Consider the following 18,512-nt stretch of genomic DNA (forward strand, 5'->3'; position numbering starts at 1 on the left):
CATTCGCGGGTTTCCCATGCCTGATTCCAACGCCGTTTCGCCGACCGCCAATCTCCTCAAGGGCAAGCGCGGGCTCGTGATGGGCGTCGCGAACAACCGCTCCATCGCCTGGGGCATCGCCAAGGCGGCGGCGGACGCGGGTGCGGAACTCGCCTTTACCTATCAGGGTGACGCGCTGAAGAAGCGCGTGGAGCCGCTCGCCAAGGAACTCGGCGGCCATGTCGTCGGCCATTGCGACGTCACCGACGGCGCCACGATCGACGCGGTCTTCGCCGAGGTCGAGAAGCTCTGGGGCAAGCTCGATTTCGTCGTCCACTGCATCGCCTTCTCCGACAAGGACGAATTGACCGGCCGCTATGTCGAGACCAGCGAGGCGAACTTCACCAAGTCGCTGCTGATCTCCTGCTACTCCTTCACCGCGATCACCCAGCGCGCCGAGAAGCTGATGACCGATGGCGGCTCGTTGTTGACGCTGACCTATTACGGCGCCGAGAAGTGGATGCCGCACTACAACGTCATGGGCGTCGCCAAGGCCGCGCTGGAATCGAGCGTGCAATATCTCGCCGCCGATCTCGGTCCCTCGAAGATCCGCGTCAACGCGATCTCGGCCGGCCCGATCAAGACGCTGGCGGCGTCGGGCATCGGCGATTTCCGCTATATCCTGCGCTGGAACGAGTACAACTCGCCGCTGCGCCGCACGGTCACGATCGAGGAGGTCGGCGAGACCGCGGTCTTCCTCGTCTCCGATATGTCACGCGGCATCACCGGCGAGATCATGCATGTCGACGCCGGCTATCATGTCGTCGGCATGAAGGTGCCAGAGGCGCCCGATATCACGCTCGAAAAGGGTGCGTGAGACCGAGTTTGGTTATAACATTGTTGTAACCGACCGGAGCCGTGTCTATATTGGCCTCCTGGAGGAAGCCATGCGCAGCGCGGTCAAGAAGATCGGTAATTCGGCGGGCATCGTCATTCCGAAGCCCCTTCTGGCCGAGATCGGGGCCAAGGCTGGTGATGGTGTCGAACTCACCGTCGAGCAAGGCCGTATCATCATCGAGCCCGTACAGACGCGAGCGCGCGAAGGCTGGGCCGAGGATGCCAGGCGTCTCGCCGAAGCGGGTGATGACGCGCTGGTCTGGCCGGAATTCGGCAATGCCGAGGATGCCGAGCTGACATGGTGAAGCGCGGCGAGATCTGGCTCGCAACGCTCGATCCGACGGTCGGCAGCGAAATCCAGAAGACGCGACCCTGTCTCGTTATCTCGCCGCCGGAAATCCACGACCATCTGCGCACCGTCATCGTCGCGCCCATGACCTCCAAAAGCCGCCCGGCTGGCTTCAGGATTCCGATCTCCTTTCAGGGCACCGATGGGTTGGTTCTGTTGGAGCAGAGCCGTACCATCGACAAAACGCGGCTGATCAAGCGGCTGGGATCGGCCCCGCCGGCAACGCTCAGCCGTGTTCTGGCTGTTCTACGCGAACTCTACGAAGACTAGCTTGCTTGGCGGTTCACCCCGCCAGCAGAGCCTTCAACCGATCCGTCGCGGCCTCGTCGCGGCGGATCGTTTCGTCTGTGGCGGCCGCCAGCAAGTCGGTCACGCTGCGCCCGCCGATCAGGCGCTGCGGCAGGATTTCGGCCAGCGGCGTCAGCACGAAGGCGCGCTCCGGGATGCGCGGATGCGGGATCTGCAGCCGCGCCTGGTCGATGATCGCATCGCCATAGGTCAGGATGTCGATGTCGAGCGTTCGCGGCCCCCAGCGTTCGCGGCGTTCGCGGCCGCCAGCGCGCTCCAGCTCCAGGCAGAAGGCGAGCAGGTCCGCCGGTTGCAGCGAGGTCTCGACCAGCGCGGCCATGTTGAGGAATTCGGGTTGGTCGGTCTTGCCCCATGGTGGCGTGCGATAGATCGAGGAGAGGCGGCCGAGCGTCACGCTGGAATGCTCGCGCAGCCCCTTCAGCGCCGCGGCAAATGCCGCGACGGGGTCGCCGATATTGCCACCGAAGGCGAGTGCGGCTTCAACCTTCACGCTGGAACCTCAACTGGATACCGACCGAGCCGAGCGTCGCCGGGATCGGCGGGGCGGGCTTGCGTAATGTGACCTCGACGCCCTCGACGGTCGGGAAAGCATCGAAGAGCGCCAGTGCCACGGCGCGCGCCGCGCCTTCGAGCAAATGGTAGCGCTGGGCCGTGAAGGCCTCGGCGACGATCGTGACGGCCCGCCCGTAATCGACGGTGTCGGCCAGGCGGTCGCTGGCGGCTGCGGCGCGCAGGTCGGCATCGAGCACGAGGTCGAGCACGAAGCGCTGGCCGAGCCGCTCCTCTTCCGAGAAGAAGCCGTGATAGGCGTAGATATCGAGTTTCTCGATCAGGATGCGGCCGGTTTCGCTCACAGGTCTGCTTTCATGCTGTCTTCGATGGCCGCCCAGGTCTTCAGCGCGTCGATATGCGGGGCGACGTCATGGGCGCGGATGATGGCGGCGCCGCGGCTCGCGCCGTAGAGATGCGCGGCGATGCTGGCGGCGAGCCGCTCGGCCGGAACCTCCCGGCCGGTGATCCGCCCGAGCGTTGACTTGCGGGAGGCGCCAAGCAGGATCGGGCAGCCGAGTACGGCGAGCCGGTCGAGATGGCGGATCAGGTCGAGATTTTGCCTGATGGTCTTGCCGAAGCCGATGCCGGGATCGACGACGATCTGGCTTCGCGGCAGGCCGGCTTTCGTCGCGATCGCGATCGAGCGTTCGAGGAAACGCAGCACCTCGTCGAAGATGTCGATGGAGGCGTCGCTGCTCTCGCGGTTATGCATCAGGATGATCGGTGCGCCTGCCCGCGCCGCGACGTCGGCGATGCGGGGATCGCGCTGGGCGCCCCAGACATCGTTGACGATCGAGGCGCCGGCTGCGAGCGCAGCCTCCGCCACCTCGGACTTGTAGCTGTCGATCGAGATCGGCGTCTCGATCCGCGCCTTCAGCCCGGCGATCACCGGCAGCACGCGCCCCATCTCGGTCGCGGCATCGACGGCGGCATGGCCGGGCCTCGTCGATTCGCCGCCGACATCGACGATAGCGGCGCCCTCGGCCGCGAGGCGCGCGCCATGGGCGATCGCCGCCTCGGCATCCGCCAGCAGCCCGCCATCCGAGAACGAATCGGGCGTCATGTTGACGATGCCCATGACGAGCGGCATCGCGGGAAGCGCGAGGCTGCGGCCGTCGGGCAAGGTGAGGGTAGGGGGCATGCTGTTCCGCGAGTGACGAGGCAAGGGCGCTATACACACGCCGTGTAATTTCGGCCACAGAAAGCGGCCGATTGCCGCCATCGGCGGAAAGCACCCGGAAGAGCTTTGACCCTGCCGATGCCGGCGTGCAGAAGCGAGGCATGGTTCCGCTATCGCTCCCTCACCGCCTCATCCTCGTCCGTCATGGCGAAACCGACTGGAATCGGGAGGGCAGGCTGCAGGGCGGGCAGGACATCCCGCTGAACGATCTCGGCCGCCGCCAGGCCGCCGAGGCCGCCGGCCGCCTCAAGGCTCTGGAGCCGGCTTTCGCCGATCTCGACTATATCGGCTCGCCGATGCAGCGGGCGCGCGAGACCATGGACATTCTCCGGCGCGAGCTCGCTTTGCCGGCTGGCGAGTACCGTATCGACGATCGTCTGCGCGAATTGACCTTCGGTACGTGGGAAGGCTTCACCTGGCGCGACATCCGCAAGGCCGAGCGCGAGCAGGCGCATCTGCGCGAGCGCGATAAATGGGGCTTCGTGCCGCCGGGCGGCGAGAGCTATGGCATGCTGGCCGAGCGGATCAGGCCGGTCCTGGCAGAGCTCAAGCGCGAGACGGTGGTCGTCAGCCACGGTGGCGTCGCGCGCGCCGTGCTGGCGCTGGTCGGAGCGGTGGCGCCGCGCGAGGCCTCGCTGGTCGAGATTTGGCAGGGCAAGCTGCTCGTCGTCAACGGGAACAAGGCGGACTGGATCTAAGTTTGCACGCAGCAGGATCACGGCGGCGCGGGCGGCATTCATGGCCGGTTCAGGCGTGATTTTGCAGGGAGAATATGCTAGCGAAGCGGCGTGATGCGGCGGCCTGCCCGGCCGGGGGGCTCACGCGGATGTCGCGAGGCGGGAGCGACGATTCCGGTTTTCTTCACGAGGTGCGTGATAAGGCGCCGCACGGCCGAGGGCAGGGTCTGCCGCGGTGTCAGCGACGGGCCTTTCAGCGCAGCGGGGCGCGATGAACGATATGACGAAGCTGTCGGCGGCGTCTGACGCGGCTGGCGCCAATCCCCTCGCCATGCTGGCCGGCGAGAAACGCCCGGATTTGATTCGGGACGAGGTTCTGGCCGAGATTTTCGCTGCCACGGTCGCGCTTCGCCCTGATCACCCCGCCCTCACCAACCGCGAGCGCCGCCTGAGCTATGCCGAGGTCTGGACTGAGGCAGGGCGCCAGGCACGCGGCCTCCAGCTTGCCGGCATCGGCCCCGGCGACATGGTCGGCCTCTGGATGCCGCGCGGCATCGATCTCCTCGTCGCGCAGATCGCGATCACCCGCGCGGGGGCCGCCTGGATTCCCTTCGATGCGGAAGCGCCGGTCGAGCGTATCGCGACCTGCCTGAACGATGCCGATGCCAAGGGCATCGTCACCTGCGCCGGCTGGGCCGGCCGGGCCGAGGCGACGGAGCGCGCTGTCTGGACACCAGAGGGCCTCGCCGCAGGCGCCGACGGCACGGAGCCGCCGGCGCGTCCGGCCGGACTCACCGCAGATCACCCGGCCTATCTGATCTACACCTCCGGCTCGACGGGCACGCCGAAGGCGATCGTCATCAGCCACCACAATATCTGCCATTTCCTGCGCTCGGGTAACGCGCTCTACGGCTTCGGGCCGGACGACGTCGCCTTCCAGGGGGCGTCGGTCGCCTTCGACCTGTCGATGGAGGAAATCTGGACGCCCTATCTCGTCGGCGCGACCCTGTTCGTCGCCTCGCCCGAGATGATGGGCGATGCCGAGAAGCTGCCGGCGATCCTGAACGAGGCCGGCGTCACCATCATCGACACCGTGCCGACCCTGCTCGGCATCCTGCCCGCCGATGTGCCCTCGCTGAAGCTGATCCTGCTCGGCGGCGAGGCGCTGCCCCCCGCGATCGTGCAGAAATGGTCGAAGCCCGGCCGGCGCATCCTCAACACCTACGGGCCGACCGAAGCGACGGTCGTCGCCACCGCTGCCGAGGTCGTCCCCGGCGAGACCGTGACCATCGGCAAGCCGATTCCGAACTACACGGCCTATGTCGTCAGCGAGGACATGCGTCTCGTTCATCCCGGCGAGCAGGGCGAATTGCTGATCGGTGGCCCCGGCGTCGCCAAGGGCTATCATGGCCGCCCCGAGCTGACGGCCGAGAAATTCATCGCCAACCCCTTCACGGGTGTCGCGGGCGAGGGCGATCCGATCCTCTACCGCTCCGGAGATGCCGTCAGTCTCGATGCCAGCGGCAATATCGTCTTCCACGGCCGCATCGACGACCAGATCAAGATCCGCGGTTTCCGCGTCGAGCTGGGCGAGATCGAATCGAAGCTCACCGACGAGCCCGGCGTCGCGCAGGCGGCGGTCGTGCTGCGCACGGATGACGGTATCGAGCGCCTCGTCGCCTTCGTCGTGCCGGAGCCAGGTGTCGCGGTCGACGGTCCGGTGCTGCGCGCGGCGCTGCGCGAGAAGCTGCCGCCCTATATGGTGCCGGCGCATTTCGAGGCGGCCGGCTCCCTGCCGCGCATGGTCTCCGGCAAGGTCGACCGCAAGATGCTCAAGGCGGCGCCATTGACGGCGCCGAGCGCCGATGGCGAGCAGGAGCCGCCGCGCAACGCGACGGAAGCAGCCCTGCTGGATGCGGCCAAGCGTGTGCTCGGCACGGCGAGCCTGCCGCTGGAGGCGGATTTCTTCATCGATCTCGGCGGCCACTCGCTGCTGGCGGCCCGCTTCATCTCGATCGTGCGCGAGACCCCGGCCTATGCCGGCATCACGCTGCAGGACGTCTATGCCGCCCGTACCTTGCGGGCGATGGCCGCGCTCCTCGACGAGCGCGGCGTCGCCGCGGCCGAGGACCTCTCCTTCACGCCGCCGCCCTTCCTGCGCCGCTTCCTCTGCGGGCTCGCCCAGGCAGCGGCCCTGCCGGTCATCATCGGCCTTGCGACGGCGCAATGGCTCGGCGTCTTCGTCACCTACATGATCCTCTCGGGCGAGGACCTGCCGCTGCTTGGCCAGATCGCCGCGCTGCTCGGCGTCTATGTCGCGATCATCGTCGTGACCGGCCTCATCGCCATCGCGCTGAAATGGCTCGTGCTCGGCCGCACCAAGCCGGGCGTCTACCCGCTCTGGGGCGTCTACTATTTCCGCTGGTGGTTCGCCGCACGTGTCGCCGGGCTCGTCCATATCAAGTGGCTGCAGGGCACGCCCGTCATGCGCTTCTACTGGCGTCTGCTCGGCGCCAAGGTCGGTCGGGACGTCATCATCTCCGACTACGAGGCCGGCGCCGTCGACCTGATCGAGATCGGCGAGGGCACCAGCTTCGGCTCCAAGACCACCTTCGCCAATGGCGAGGCGATCGGCGACAAGCTGATCATCGGCCGCATCACCATCGGCAAGGACGTTTCGGCGGGCGCCTCGGTCGTGCTCGGCCATGGCTCGGTGATCGGCGACCACGCCGAGATCGGCGACCTCACCGCCATCGCGCCCGGCGCCCATGTCGGCGAGGCCGAGATCTGGGACGGCACGCCCGCCCGCAAGATCGGCACGGTCGATGTCGCGGCCCTGCCGCCGCAGGCCGAGGCCTCGCCCGGCCGCCGCGCGCTGCTGACGGCTTTCTACATCCTTATGCTGGTCGTGCTGCCGCCGGTCAGCCTGCTGCCGATCTTCCCGGCCTTCTGGCTCTTCGACAAGATCGACTACTGGATCGCCGGCTGGACCGAGATCAGCTATCTCTGGTTCCTGCCGATCCTGACCTGGCCGACCGCGATCGGCCTGATCGCCTTCACCGTGCTGCTGATGGCCGGCCTGCGCTGGGCGATCCTGCCGCGCGTGACGTCGGGCTCCTGGTCGATCCATTCCGGCTTCTACGCCCGCAAATGGACGGTGGCGCTGGCGACCGAGGTGACGCTGGAGACGCTCTCCTCGCTCTTCGCCACCATCTACATGCGCGCCTGGTACCGGCTGATGGGCGCCAGCATCGGCAAGGGCGCGGAGATCTCGACCAATCTTTCCGGCCGCTATGACCTGACCGGCATCGGCGCCGGCAACTTCATCGCCGACGAGGTCGTCTTCGGCGACGAGGACATGCGCCGCGGCTATATGCGCCTCGACGCGACGCGCACCGGCGACCAGGTTTTTGTCGGCAACGATGCGGTTGTACCGCCCGGCGCCGTCATCCCCGACCGGGTGCTGATCGGCATCAAGTCGAAGCCGCCGGCCAATGACCGCATGCAGGCCGGCGACACCTGGTTCGGCTCGCCGCCCATCCGCTTGCCGACGCGGCAGAAGGTCGATCTCGGCGCCGACTGGACCTACAAACCCTCCTTCGCCAAGCAGTTCGGGCGCGGCCTGTTCGAGGCGCTGCACACCTCCTTCCCGGCGATGCTGTTCATCACCTTCGGCACGATCGCGGTCGACATGGTGCTGCAGCAGAAGATCAACGAGGGCGACTGGCTCGGCCTCGTCCTCTCCTTCATGGGCGTCGCTGTCGCGATCGCCGTGGTGCAGGCGCTGATCTGCGCCACCGTGAAATGGCTGATGATGGGCGTCTACAAGCCCGTGATGAAGCCGATGTGGTCGTGGTGGGCGATGCGCACCGAGGCCGTCGCGGTGATGTACTGGGGCCTCGGCGGCAAGGTGCTGTTCGACTACCTGCGCGGCACGCCGTTCCTGCCCTGGTTCCTGACGCTGTTCGGCGCGAAATACGGCAAGGGCGTCTGGCTGGATTCCACGGATATCACCGAGTTCGACTGCATCAAGGTCGGAGATTTCTGCACGGTGAACGCGCATTCGGCGCTGCAGACCCATCTCTACGAGGACCGGGTGATGAAGGTCGGCCGCGTGCGGCTGGGCAAGGGCGTCTGCGTCGGTGCGGGCGCGACGGTACTCTACGACACCCATGTCGGCGACTACGCCCAGATCGGCCTGCTCACCGTCATCATGAAGGGCGAGAACCTGCCGGCGCATACACGTTGGGAGGGTGCCCCGGCGGCGCCGGCGAAGGGGCCGGCGCATTGACGGAATCGGTCCGGAGTTTGACCGCTGGTCCCGCCACGGACTAAGACCCTGCACGGATTTTCGCGCAGGCTCCCATGTCGCATAACAGCTTCGGCCATCTCTTCCGCGTCACCACCTTCGGCGAGAGCCATGGCCCGGCCATCGGCTGCGTCGTCGACGGCTGCCCGCCGCTGCTGCCGCTGACCGCTGCCGATATCCAGGGCGATCTCGACCGGCGCCGGCCCGGCCAGTCGCGCTTCACCACGCAGCGCCAGGAGCCGGACGAGGTCCGCATCGTCTCCGGCGTCTTCGCCCGCGAGAGCGACGGCGTGCAGGTCACGACCGGCACCTCGATCGGGCTCATGATCGACAATGTCGACCAGCGCTCGAAGGATTATTCCGACATCAAGGACAAGTACCGGCCGGGCCACGCCGACTACACCTATGACGTCAAATACGGCATCCGCGACTATCGTGGCGGCGGGCGTTCCTCGGCGCGCGAGACCGCGATGCGCGTCGCCGCCGGCGCCATCGCTCGCAAGGTCGTGCCCGGCATGGTCGTGCGCGGCGCGCTCGTTCAGATGGGGCCGCACAAGATCGACCGCGCCAACTGGGATTGGGACGAGATCGGCCGCAACCCGTTCTTCTGCCCGGACGCCAAGGCTGCCGCCTTCTTCGAAGGCTATCTCGATGGCGTCAGGAAGTCGGGCTCCTCGATCGGCGCCGTGCTGGAGATCGTCGCGGAAGGCGTGCCGGCGGGGTTGGGTGCGCCGATCTACGCCAAGCTCGATTCCGAGATCGCGGCCGCTTTGATGAGCATCAATGCGGTCAAGGGCGTCGAGATCGGCGAGGGCTTCGGTGCGGCCGCGTTCTCCGGCGAGGAGAATGCCGACGAGATGCGCGCCGGCAATGACGGGCGCCCGCTGTTCCTCTCCAACCATGCCGGCGGCATTCTCGGCGGCATCTCGACCGGCCAGCCGATCGTGGCGCGTTTCGCCGTGAAGCCTACCTCCTCGATCCTGGCGACGCGGGCGACCGTGACCCGCACCGGCGGCGAGGCCGAGATGTTCACCAAGGGCCGCCACGACCCTTGTGTCGGCATCCGGGCCGTGCCGGTCGGCGAGGCGATGGTCGCCTGCGTGCTGGCCGACCAGTATCTGCGCCATCGCGCGCAGGTCGGCGTCGTCGAGCCGCGCTGGCCATTCCAGGAGTGAGCGAGGCGTCGGCTGTTTCCGCCTGCTCGCATCTTGCATTTCAGCAATATTGAAAATGCATCGAGCATTCATTGCGGATGAAGCGGCGCCGTATTAGCTTCACGGCATGAAGCTCGACGTCTGGCTCCGGCAGCAAAAGATCGCACGCAGCGCCTTTGCAAAGCAGGTCGGCCTGTCGCCGGCCAGCGTGACCGCGCTCTGCAACGATCCCGCTGCCTGGATCTCCCGCGAAAGCGCCGAGCGCATCACCGCCGCCACCGGCGGCGCCGTCACCCCCAATGATTTTCTCGGCCTGTCCGGGCCGCGCGAGGCTGCCATGTCCAACAATGTCGCCGAGACCATCGATGCCTTCGCCCGCGGCGAGATCGTCATCGTCACCGATGACGATGATCGCGAGAACGAGGGCGATCTCATCGTCGCAGCCTCGCTCTGCACGCCGGAGAAGATGGCCTTCATCATCCGCAACACCTGCGGCATCGTCTGCGCGCCGCTGACCGCGAGCGAGGCGCGCCGCCTGCGGCTCGATCCGATGGTGTCCTCGAACGACGCCCCGCTTGGCACAGCCTTCACCATCACGGTCGATGTCAAGCATGGGCTGACCACCGGTATCTCGGCCGAGCAGCGCACCAACACGGTCCGCGCGCTCGCCAACGGCAATATGGGCGCCGCCGACTTCGTTCGCCCCGGGCATGTCTTCCCGCTCATCGCCAAGGATGGCGGCGTGTTGATGCGCTCCGGCCATACCGAAGCCGCCGTCGATCTCTGCAAGCTCGCCGATCTCCCGCAGGTCGGCGTCATCTGCGAGCTCGCCAATGACGACGGCACGGTGATGAAGGGCGCGCAGATCACCGCCTTCGCCGAGAAGCACGGGCTGAAGCAGATCACGGTGGCGGACCTGATCGCCTATCGCCAGTCGCGGGAGAAGCTGGTCGAGCGCGTGCATTCCTTCCCGGTCAAGACCGAGTTCGGCGACGTGACCGGCCATGTCTACGTCACGCCCTTCGACAACACCCAGCACTTCGCCTTTGTCATGGGCAAGCTCGGCGATGGTGAGAAGGTTCCGGCCCGCCTGCACCGTGCCGATGTCGTCGCCGACGTGCTCGGCGGCGCCGGCTCGATCCAGTGCGCGCTGCGTCGCTTTCAGCAGGAAGGCAAGGGCGTGCTGATCTATCTGCGCGACGGCAGCGCCGGCGTGCCGATCAAGGCTGTCGACGAGGAAGGCTCGGATGCGCTGCGCAGCCAGCAATGGCGCGAAGTGGGGCTCGGCGCCCAGATCCTGCGCGATCTCGGCGTCCGCTCGATCGTGAACCTCGCCTCGTCGCCGCGTTCCTTCGTCGGCCTCTCCGGCTTCGGCATCGAGATCGCCGGCACGGCACCGCTGGAGTAAGCGCGGCGCCCGGCGCTCAACCCTCCATCAGCGCCGAGACATGGACGGCGGTCGATTTCGCCAGCGCGTCGAGATCGTAGCCGCCCTCCAGCACCGAGACGATCCGGCCGCCGGCGTGGCGGTCGGCCGCTGCCATCAGCTTCTGGGTCGCCCAGGTGAAATCCGCCTCGCGCAGGTTGAGGCTGGCGAGCGGGTCGCGCCAATGCGCGTCGAACCCGGCCGAGATCACCACGAGATCGGGCCGGAAGGCGTCGAGGCGCGGCAGGATCGCGGTCTCGAAAACATCGCGGAATTCGTCGGAGCCGTCGCCGGCCCGCAAGGGTGCGTTGACGATCGTGCCCTGCGTGCCACGTTCCATGGCCGAGCCGGTGCCGGGATAGAGCGGCATCTCGTGGACGGAGGCGTAGAGCACGCTGGCATCGTCCCAGAAGATATCCTGCGTGCCATTGCCGTGATGGACGTCCCAGTCGATGACGGCGACGCGTTCGGCGCCATGCGCCTTCTGCGCGTGGCGCGCCGCGATCGCGGCATGGTTGAAGAAGCAGAAGCCCATGGCGCGCTCGCGCTCGGCATGGTGGCCGGGCGGGCGCATCGCGACGAAGGCATTGCGCGCCTTGCCGGCCATCACCTCGTCGACGGCCGCGACCGCGCCGCCGACGCCGCGCAGCGCCGCCTCGATCGTGCCGGGCGACATTAGCGTGTCCGCATCGACCTGGACGAAGCCCGCCGCAGGGGCGGATGCGATCAACGCCTGCGCATAGGACTCAGGATGACAGAGCGCGACCTGCTCGAGCGTGCCGAGCGGCGCTTCGAGCCGAATCAGTGCCGCGAATCGCTCGGCCTCGAGCGCCTGCTCGACCGCCTTGATCCTGTCGGCGCATTCGGGATGGCCCGCCGGCATCGCATGCGCGAGGCTCGCCGGATGGGTGAAGAGCAGGGTCGTCAAAGCCGGTTACCCCTGCAGCAAGTCCGCCTGAAACGTCATGCGTGGCCGCTTTGCCACGCCAAACGGCCTTCTGAGCCCCGGAAACGGAACCTGATTGCACCATGGCCGTTTGAGGCCTAGTGCTTCGCCGAGCCGCCGCTTTTGGGGAAGCGCTCTGGCGATACGAAGCGTTAACGTTCGATTCATCATAAAGGCTGCCTTCGGGTCGGCTGGGTGGAGGCTATGAAGAAGACCGTTTTCGTCGCGCTGGCGCTGTCCACCCTGCTGGGCGCCTGCCAGTATAAGAGCTTGGCCGCTCCGGAGCTGTCAGCCCGTGACGCGGAATATATCGCGCTCGTCCCCAAGTTCGACACCTACTTGCCTTATCTCCCCTACGAGATCGCCGATCCGACCGGGCAGCCGCCCGGCACGATCTACATCGATACCAGGGAAAAGTTCCTCTATCTCGTCCTGCCGAACAAGAAGGCGATCCGCTACGGCGTCGCCACCGGCGAGGAGGCCTATGGCTGGACCGGCGAGGCTGTCGTGCAGCGCAAGGCGGAATGGCCGCGCTGGACGCCGCCGGCCGAGATGATCAAGCGCTGGCCGCATCTGAAGCCGGTGGCCGGCGGCATGAATGGCGGTCCGGACAATCCGCTCGGCGCGCGCGCGCTCTATCTCTACCAGAACGGCCAGGACACGCTCTATCGCATCCACGGCACCAACGAGCCCGAGACGATCGGCCGCTCGGCCTCCTCGGGCTGCATCCGGATGCGCAATATCGACGTGATCGACCTCTTCAACCGCGTGCCCGCGGGCGCGAAGGTCATCGTCGTCTGAGCGATGGGACGAGCCGGAGAATTCAGCGGGCGGCCTTCGGGCCGCCCGTTTTCGTTTGGACGAGCCGAGCCCAAGAAAAAGGCCGGTGGGAGCACGCTCCGCACCGGCCAAGTCATGGGGTCTCGAAGGGGAGGTTTCAGTCGATGAAACCGTGGCGGAGAACGCCGGGCAGGTCGCCCCTGCGCGCTTCGCCGTGCTGCTTCAACGCAGGCGACATCTGTCGGGTTCCCGCGGCGACCGCCTGAAGCGCGATCGGGCGGAAGAGGGTCGCATAAGTCGCCCGCGCCGTGGCGTCGTGGAAACTCTTGCGGACCGGCGTCGGGGTATGGGCGTCGCGTTGAAGCATGGCTCCTGACTCAAGCTGTGAACCTCGTGCCGGCGGCTCGCGCCAGCCGACCCCTCCATCTCTGACACCTGATCGGGACGGCGCCGGGGCGCCACTGTGATCTGTTCGTGGCGTTTTCCGGCGGGGATCCCGGATTCCGCCTTATTGCTGAACGCGAAAAAAGGCCGGGCGCTGCCGCCCGGCCGTCAATCTTCCCGCGATATCAGGCGTTCAGGCGAAGAGGCCTTCGGCCTTGGCCCAGTTCAGCGTCTTGTCGAGGGCGCGCTCGCAGCGGTTGAACATTTCCTCGATCTCGGCCTCGTTGATCACGAGCGGCGGGCAGAAGGCGAGGCGGTCGCCCATGGCGCGGGTGATGAAGCCCTCTTCCAGCGCATAGGCCACGGCCTTGGCGCCGACGCCCTTCTTTCCCTCGAACGAGGCCTTGGTCTGCTTGTCCTTGACCAGCTCGGCGCCGCCGATCAGGCCGACGCCCTTGGCCTCGCCGACGAGCGGATGCTCGGCGAGCTTGTTCAGGCGGCGCAGGAAGGTCGGCGAGACCTTCTCGACATGGTCGACGATCTTCTCGCGCTGGTAGATCTCCAGCGTCTTCACCGCCACCGCGCAGCCGACCGGGTGGCCGGCATAGGTGTTGCCGTGGCCGAAGGTGCCGATCTTGCGGCTCTGGTCGACGAGAACGTCATAGATCTTGTCGTTCATCATCACGGCGCTGAGCGGGAAATAGGCCGAGGTGATCTGCTTGGCGAGCGAGATCGAGTCGGCGTTGAGCCCGTAGGTCTCGGTGCCGAACATCTTGCCGGTGCGGCCGAAGCCGGTGATGACCTCGTCCGAGATGAACAGCACGTCGTACTTGGCGAGCACGGCGTTGATCTTCTCGAAATAGCCCTCCGGCGGGATGATCGCGCCGCCGGCGCCCATCACCGGCTCGGCGATGAAGGCGGCGACCGTGTCCGGTCCCTCGCGCAGGATCATTTCTTCCAGCTCGGCGGCCAGCCGCGACGAGAAATCCTGCTCGCTCTCGCCGGGCTCGGCGAAGCGGTAATGGTGCGGGCAGGAGGTGTGCAGGATGCCCGGCAGCGGCAGGTCGAAATCGATATGGTTGTTCGGCAGGCCGGTCAGCGAGGCCGAGGCGACGGTGACGCCGTGATAGCCCTTCAGCCGCGAGATGATCTTCTTCTTCTGCGGGCGGCCGAGCGCGTTGTTGAGATACCAGACGATCTTGACCTGGGTGTCGTTGGCGTCGGAGCCGGAGGCGCCGTAGAACACCTTGGAGATCGGAACCGGGGCGATCTCCTTGAGCTTCTCGGCGAGCTCGATCGCCGGATCGTGGCTGCGCCCGCCGAAGATATGGGTGAAGGGCAGCTTCTTCATCTGCTCATAGGCGGTCTCGACCAGTTCCTGGTTGGAATAGCCGAGCGAGGTGCACCAGAGCCCCGCCATGCCCTCGATATATTCCTTGCCGGCGGAATCGTAGACATAGATGCCCTTGCCGCTCTCCAGCACGAGCGGGCCCGTCTGCCGATGCGTGGCGAGGTTGGTATAGGGATGGACGAGGGTCTCGATATCCCTGACGGCGACATTCGACAGCATGATGGGCTCCCGGCTCTGTTTAATATTCTTTCCAGCATACGCCGATATGACCGCAAATGTTGAGCGATTTTGGCGCAGGGGACGGTAGACTCTGCCGCAGGGCGAGCGAAACGGAAAGGGTGCGCGCCAAACGGGCGTGGCGGCCCGTCCGGGCGGCTCAGCCGACGACCGGCGGCAGGGTGAAACGGCCGCCGAGTTCCTCCAGCATCGCGCCGACGGCGACAGCCGTGCGGTCCTCGCCGAAGGGCGCGATGATCTGCACGCCGAGCGGCAGGCCCTCGCGCGAGCGCATGACCGGAGCCGACAGGGCCGGCAGGTCCGCCCCCGTGGCAAGCGCCGCCCAGAGCAGGAAGTCGAGATAGGGCCTCGGCTCGCCGTTCACGATCAGGCGCCGCGCATGGATGTCCGGCCCGTGGTCATGCGGGATCGCGGCGACCGGCGCCGGCGGGCAGAGCACGACGTCGTAATGCGTGAAGAAGCTCGCCCATTGCCGCTTCTGGGCGCGGCGGCGCTGGTCGATCTGCTGGTAGAAGCCGGGTGTCATCCGGGCGCCGCGCGCCTGCAGGGCCTGATGCGACAGGTCGTTCGGGCTGAAGCGCGAGGCTAACGCCTGGATGCGGGCGCGCACCTTCGGCGGCAGGCCGTAGGCGACGACGGCATGATTCAGCAGCGCATAGACCTCGAACGCGTCGGCAAAGCGGATCGAGGGGCGCGCCGTTTCGTCGACGATCGCGCCGGCCTCGGCCAGGCGGCGCGCGGCCTCGCGCACGGCGCCGGACACCTCCTGATCGACCGGCGCGAAAGGATCGTCGGCCCAGAGCGCGACGCGCAGGCCCTTGGCGTCGGTCCGGCGCGGCTCGGGTAGGATGGGCGCGGGCAGGGCGGTGTCGCGTGGTCCGGCGATCACCCGCAGGATCAGGTCGAGGTCGTCGGTGGCGCGCGTGATCGGGCCGGCAACCATCAGGTCGACATTGCGGAGCGTCCGCCGTTCCGGCGGCGGCGGGATCGCGCCCCAGGTCGAGATCAGCCCCCAGCTCGTCTTGAGCCCGAAGACGCCGCAGGCATGGGCCGGCCAGCGGATCGAGCTGCCGAGGTCGGAGCCGAGTTCGAAGGCGCTCATGCCGGTCGCGACTGCCACGGCTGCACCGCCCGACGAGCCGCCGGGCGAGCGCGTCTCGTCCCAGGGGTTGTTGGTCACGCCATGAGCCGGGTTGTAGCTCTGGAAATCGCCGGAGAAGACCGGGACATTCGTCTTGCCGATGATCACCGCACCGGCGGCTCGGAGCCTCGCGACGGGAGCGGCATCCTCGGTCGGCACGCGCTCGCGATAGGCGGGCAGGCCACCGGAGGAGGGCAGGCCGGCGACGTCGAAGGCGTCCTTGATCGTGATCGGCAGCCCTTCGAGCGGGCGGGCCGTGCCGTTGGCGATACGCTCATCCGAAGCTTTCGCCATGGCGCGGGCGGCATCGCGATCCTCAGCCACGATCGCGTTGAGGCGCGGGTTCAGCGCATCGATGCGGGCGAAGGTTGCCTCGAGCAGGTCGGTGGCGCTGAAGCAGCGGGCAAGCAGCGCCTGACGTAGGGCGGTGGCGGAGGCGGTCAGGTCGATGCCGTCAGCCATCGCGGCTCACTCGGCATCGACGGCGCGGGCGAGGTCGCGCCAGACCAGCACGAGCCGGTCGAGCTCGGCGAGGTCGTCGGGCTTGAGCTTGCCGAGCGTGCTGGCGACGAAATCGCGCTGGGCGGCAATGCCGGCCTCGGCGAGGCGGCGGCCTTCCGGCGTCAGGTGCATCGCATAGGAGCGACGGTCGCCGGCGATGGCGCGGCGCTCGACCAGCCCGGCCTGCACGAGCCGGTCGACGAGGCCCGAGACATTGCCCTTGGTGACATAGAGCTTTTCGGCCAGCTCGCTCTGGCTGATGCCCTCCTGCTCGGTCAGGGTCGAGAGCAGGTCGAATTGCGGGATCGAGAGGCCGAGCGTGCGGATGCGCGCCGTCATCTGCATCAGCATGCGCTGGTGCAGCCGCATGAAGCGGAACCAGACACGGTCCGGTTCCGTGGCGGCCGGCTGAACGGCTTTCGCTGCGGTCATCGCGTTTCCCCCGCTCTTCGAAGGATCAGACCTAAACCATCTCGCGCGCGCAGGCGAGCCTTCGATCGGATGACTTCCCTTTCGCGGAAGCCGGTCGCTATCCTCCGGCAAAACGGATCTGGGAGGACATGCGCATGCTCGGCCTGATGCAGGACTGGCCCCTTCTGCTCCACCGCATCATCGATCACGCCGCCATCCAGCACGGCACGCGCGAAGTGGTGAGCCGCGCCGTCGAGGATGGCGCTCTCAGGCGACGCAGCTATGTCGCGATTCGCAGCCGCGCCCTGACAGTCGCGAAGCGTTTGCAGCGTCAGGGCATTGCGCTCGGCGACCGGGTCGCGACGCTCGCCTGGAATACCGATCGCCATCTCGAGCTCTGGTACGGCATCAGCGGCATCGGCGCGATCACGCATACGGTCAATCCGCGCCTCTTCCCCGAGCAGATCGCCTGGATCGTCAATCACGCCGAAGATCGGTTGCTTTTCCTCGACCTCACCTTCGTGCCGATGATCGAGGCGATCCAGGACAAGCTGCCGACGATCGAGCGCTACATCGTCCTGACCGACGCCGCGCATATGCCGCAGACCGGCCTCAAGGGCGCCGTCGCCTATGAGGACTGGCTGGCCGAGGCCGATGACGATTTCGCCTGGGGCCGCTTCGACGAGAACATGGCGGCCGGGCTCTGCTACACCTCGGGCACGACCGGCGGGCCGAAGGGCGTGCTCTATTCCCACCGTTCGAACGTCCTGCACGCGCTCGCCTGCGCCGCGCCTGACTATATGGGCCTGTCGGCGCGCGACACGGTGATGCCCGTCGTGCCGCTCTTCCACGCCAATAGCTGGTCGCTGGCCTATTCCGCGCCGATGACCGGCGCCAAGCTGGTGATGCCGGGCGCCCGGCTCGACGGCCCCTCGCTGCACCAGCTGCTGGAGGAGGAGGGCGTGACGATGACGGCCGCGGTGCCGACCGTCTGGCTCGGCCTGCTCCAGCATCTGGAGGCGACGGGCGGCGGGCTCTCGACGCTGAAGCGCGTCGTCATCGGCGGCTCGGCCTGCCCGCGCGCGATGACCGAGGCCTTTGAGCGGAAGTTCGGCGTCACCGTCGCCCATGCCTGGGGCATGACCGAGATGAGCCCGCTCGGCTCCTTCTGCTCGCTGAAGCCGGTCTATGAAGGCCTATCGGGCGACGCGCTCTACGATCTCAAGGTCAAGCAGGGCCATCCGCCCTTCACGGTCGAATTCCGGCTCACCGACGATGCCGGCGCGGACCTGCCCTGGGACGGCAAGACCTTCGGCCGGCTCAAGGTGCGCGGGCCAGCGGTCGCTGGCGCCTATTATCGCAACGAGGAGGGTATTCTCGACGATCACGGCTTCTTCGACACCGGCGATGTCGCGACCATTGACCCTGCCGGCTACATGCAGGTCACCGACCGCTCCAAGGACGTCATCAAGTCCGGCGGGGAATGGATTTCCTCGATCGATCTCGAAAACCTGGCCGTCGGCCATCCCGATGTCGCGGAAGCGGCAGTGATCGGCGTTGCTCATCCGAAATGGGACGAACGGCCGCTGCTGGTGATCGTGCCGAAGCCGGGGCGCAAGCCGGGCAAGGACGAGATGCTCGCCTTCATGACCGGTAAGATCGCGAAATGGTGGCTGCCGGACGATGTCGTGCTGGTCGAGGCGATTCCTCACACCGCGACCGGAAAGATCCAGAAGACCAAGCTGCGCGAGATGTTCAGCGATTACCGGCTGCCGGGGTAAAGAGCTGGCCCGGCCCGCTGCCTGGAAACGCGAACGGCGCCCGAGAGGGCGCCGTTCCGATATTCTGGTCATGCCATTCCGGAGGCTGTTGCCTCAGAACTCTTCCCATCCTGAATCGCTGGCCCGGCCGCCGCCGCCATTGGCGACC

17 protein-coding genes are annotated in these 18,512 nt (G+C 67.2%); 9 read left to right on the forward strand and 8 right to left on the reverse strand.

The genetic code is table 11. From position 1 onward, the window contains the following. Positions 1-16 precede the first annotated feature (16 nt). From fabI to NUV79_RS20685, 3 genes are all read left to right on the forward strand, one after another. Positions 17-856 carry an enoyl-ACP reductase FabI gene (fabI, locus tag NUV79_RS20675; RefSeq protein ID WP_257734952.1) on the forward strand — a complete coding sequence of 280 codons (840 nt, stop codon included), beginning with the start codon at positions 17-19 and terminating at the stop codon, positions 854-856. A gap of 70 nt (positions 857-926) precedes the next feature. Beyond that, positions 927-1,181 carry an AbrB/MazE/SpoVT family DNA-binding domain-containing protein gene (locus NUV79_RS20680; protein ID WP_257734953.1) on the forward strand — a complete coding sequence of 85 codons (255 nt, stop codon included), beginning with the start codon at positions 927-929 and terminating at the stop codon, positions 1,179-1,181. Further along, positions 1,175-1,495: a type II toxin-antitoxin system PemK/MazF family toxin gene (locus NUV79_RS20685; RefSeq protein ID WP_257734954.1), complete on the forward strand. Its 321-nt coding sequence runs from the start codon at positions 1,175-1,177 to the stop codon at positions 1,493-1,495. Before NUV79_RS20680 ends, NUV79_RS20685 begins: the two co-directional genes overlap by 7 nt. A 13-nt stretch (positions 1,496-1,508) precedes the next feature. Here the strand turns inward: NUV79_RS20685 and folK are convergent, their stop codons facing one another. Genes folK through folP form a run of 3 tightly spaced genes read right to left on the reverse strand, consistent with a single transcriptional unit; the run spans position 1,509 to position 3,227 of the window. Continuing rightward, positions 1,509-2,024: a 2-amino-4-hydroxy-6-hydroxymethyldihydropteridine diphosphokinase gene (gene folK, locus NUV79_RS20690; RefSeq protein WP_257734955.1), complete on the reverse strand. Its 516-nt coding sequence runs from the start codon at positions 2,022-2,024 to the stop codon at positions 1,509-1,511. After that, positions 2,014-2,388 carry a dihydroneopterin aldolase gene (folB, locus tag NUV79_RS20695; protein WP_257734956.1) on the reverse strand — a complete coding sequence of 125 codons (375 nt, stop codon included), beginning with the start codon at positions 2,386-2,388 and terminating at the stop codon, positions 2,014-2,016. Before folB ends, folK begins: the two co-directional genes overlap by 11 nt. Then, positions 2,385-3,227 (reverse strand): dihydropteroate synthase, encoded by an 843-nt coding sequence (gene folP / locus NUV79_RS20700; protein ID WP_257734957.1) that lies wholly within the window; start codon positions 3,225-3,227, stop codon positions 2,385-2,387. Before folP ends, folB begins: the two co-directional genes overlap by 4 nt. Before the next feature lie 140 nt (positions 3,228-3,367). Here folP and NUV79_RS20705 point away from each other — a divergent pair, with 140 nt between their 5' ends. The 4 genes from NUV79_RS20705 to ribB all read left to right on the forward strand — a co-directional run bounded on the left by NUV79_RS20705 (position 3,368) and on the right by ribB (position 10,814). Further along, positions 3,368-3,964: a histidine phosphatase family protein gene (locus tag NUV79_RS20705; RefSeq protein WP_257734958.1), complete on the forward strand. Its 597-nt coding sequence runs from the start codon at positions 3,368-3,370 to the stop codon at positions 3,962-3,964. A gap of 250 nt (positions 3,965-4,214) precedes the next feature. Further along, a complete protein-coding gene (locus tag NUV79_RS20710; protein ID WP_257734959.1) occupies positions 4,215-8,234 on the forward strand; it encodes a Pls/PosA family non-ribosomal peptide synthetase in 4,020 nt (1,339 codons plus the stop codon). A gap of 74 nt (positions 8,235-8,308) precedes the next feature. Next, entirely contained in the window at positions 8,309-9,427 is a 1,119-nt protein-coding gene (aroC, locus tag NUV79_RS20715; RefSeq protein WP_257734960.1) for a chorismate synthase, read from the forward strand. A 106-nt stretch (positions 9,428-9,533) separates the two neighbouring features. Continuing rightward, complete coding sequence (gene ribB / locus NUV79_RS20720; protein WP_257734961.1) at positions 9,534-10,814, forward strand: 3,4-dihydroxy-2-butanone-4-phosphate synthase; 1,281 nt, start codon at positions 9,534-9,536, stop codon at positions 10,812-10,814. A gap of 16 nt (positions 10,815-10,830) precedes the next feature. On the opposite strand, the gene NUV79_RS20725 is transcribed toward ribB, so the two are convergent. After that, positions 10,831-11,760, reverse strand: coding sequence for a histone deacetylase family protein (locus NUV79_RS20725; RefSeq protein ID WP_257734962.1), 930 nt, complete (start codon positions 11,758-11,760; stop codon positions 10,831-10,833). Between the two features lie 222 nt (positions 11,761-11,982). On the opposite strand from NUV79_RS20725, the gene NUV79_RS20730 reads away from it, so the two are divergent. Continuing rightward, positions 11,983-12,579, forward strand: a complete 597-nt coding sequence (locus NUV79_RS20730) for a L,D-transpeptidase (protein WP_257734963.1) — start codon at positions 11,983-11,985, stop codon at positions 12,577-12,579. Between the two features lie 136 nt (positions 12,580-12,715). On the opposite strand, the gene NUV79_RS20735 is transcribed toward NUV79_RS20730, so the two are convergent. From NUV79_RS20735 to NUV79_RS20750, 4 genes are all read right to left on the reverse strand, one after another. Then, a complete protein-coding gene (locus NUV79_RS20735) occupies positions 12,716-12,925 on the reverse strand; it encodes a hypothetical protein (protein ID WP_173048326.1) in 210 nt (69 codons plus the stop codon). A 210-nt stretch (positions 12,926-13,135) separates the two neighbouring features. Beyond that, complete coding sequence (locus NUV79_RS20740; protein WP_257734964.1) at positions 13,136-14,512, reverse strand: aspartate aminotransferase family protein; 1,377 nt, start codon at positions 14,510-14,512, stop codon at positions 13,136-13,138. A gap of 157 nt (positions 14,513-14,669) precedes the next feature. Continuing rightward, positions 14,670-16,133: an amidase gene (locus NUV79_RS20745; RefSeq protein WP_257734965.1), complete on the reverse strand. Its 1,464-nt coding sequence runs from the start codon at positions 16,131-16,133 to the stop codon at positions 14,670-14,672. A 6-nt stretch (positions 16,134-16,139) separates the two neighbouring features. Then, the gene (locus NUV79_RS20750) at positions 16,140-16,604 is read right to left on the reverse strand and encodes a MarR family winged helix-turn-helix transcriptional regulator (RefSeq protein WP_257734966.1); all 465 of its coding nucleotides are present in this window, start codon (positions 16,602-16,604) and stop codon (positions 16,140-16,142) included. 134 nt (positions 16,605-16,738) lie between these two features. Between NUV79_RS20750 and NUV79_RS20755 the strand changes: the two genes are divergently transcribed. Beyond that, a complete protein-coding gene (locus tag NUV79_RS20755; protein ID WP_257734967.1) occupies positions 16,739-18,364 on the forward strand; it encodes a long-chain-fatty-acid--CoA ligase in 1,626 nt (541 codons plus the stop codon). Positions 18,365-18,512 lie beyond the last annotated feature (148 nt).

This window comes from Allobosea sp. 47.2.35, from assembly GCF_024655635.1.
Taxonomy (GTDB): Bacteria; Pseudomonadota; Alphaproteobacteria; order Rhizobiales; family Beijerinckiaceae; genus Allobosea.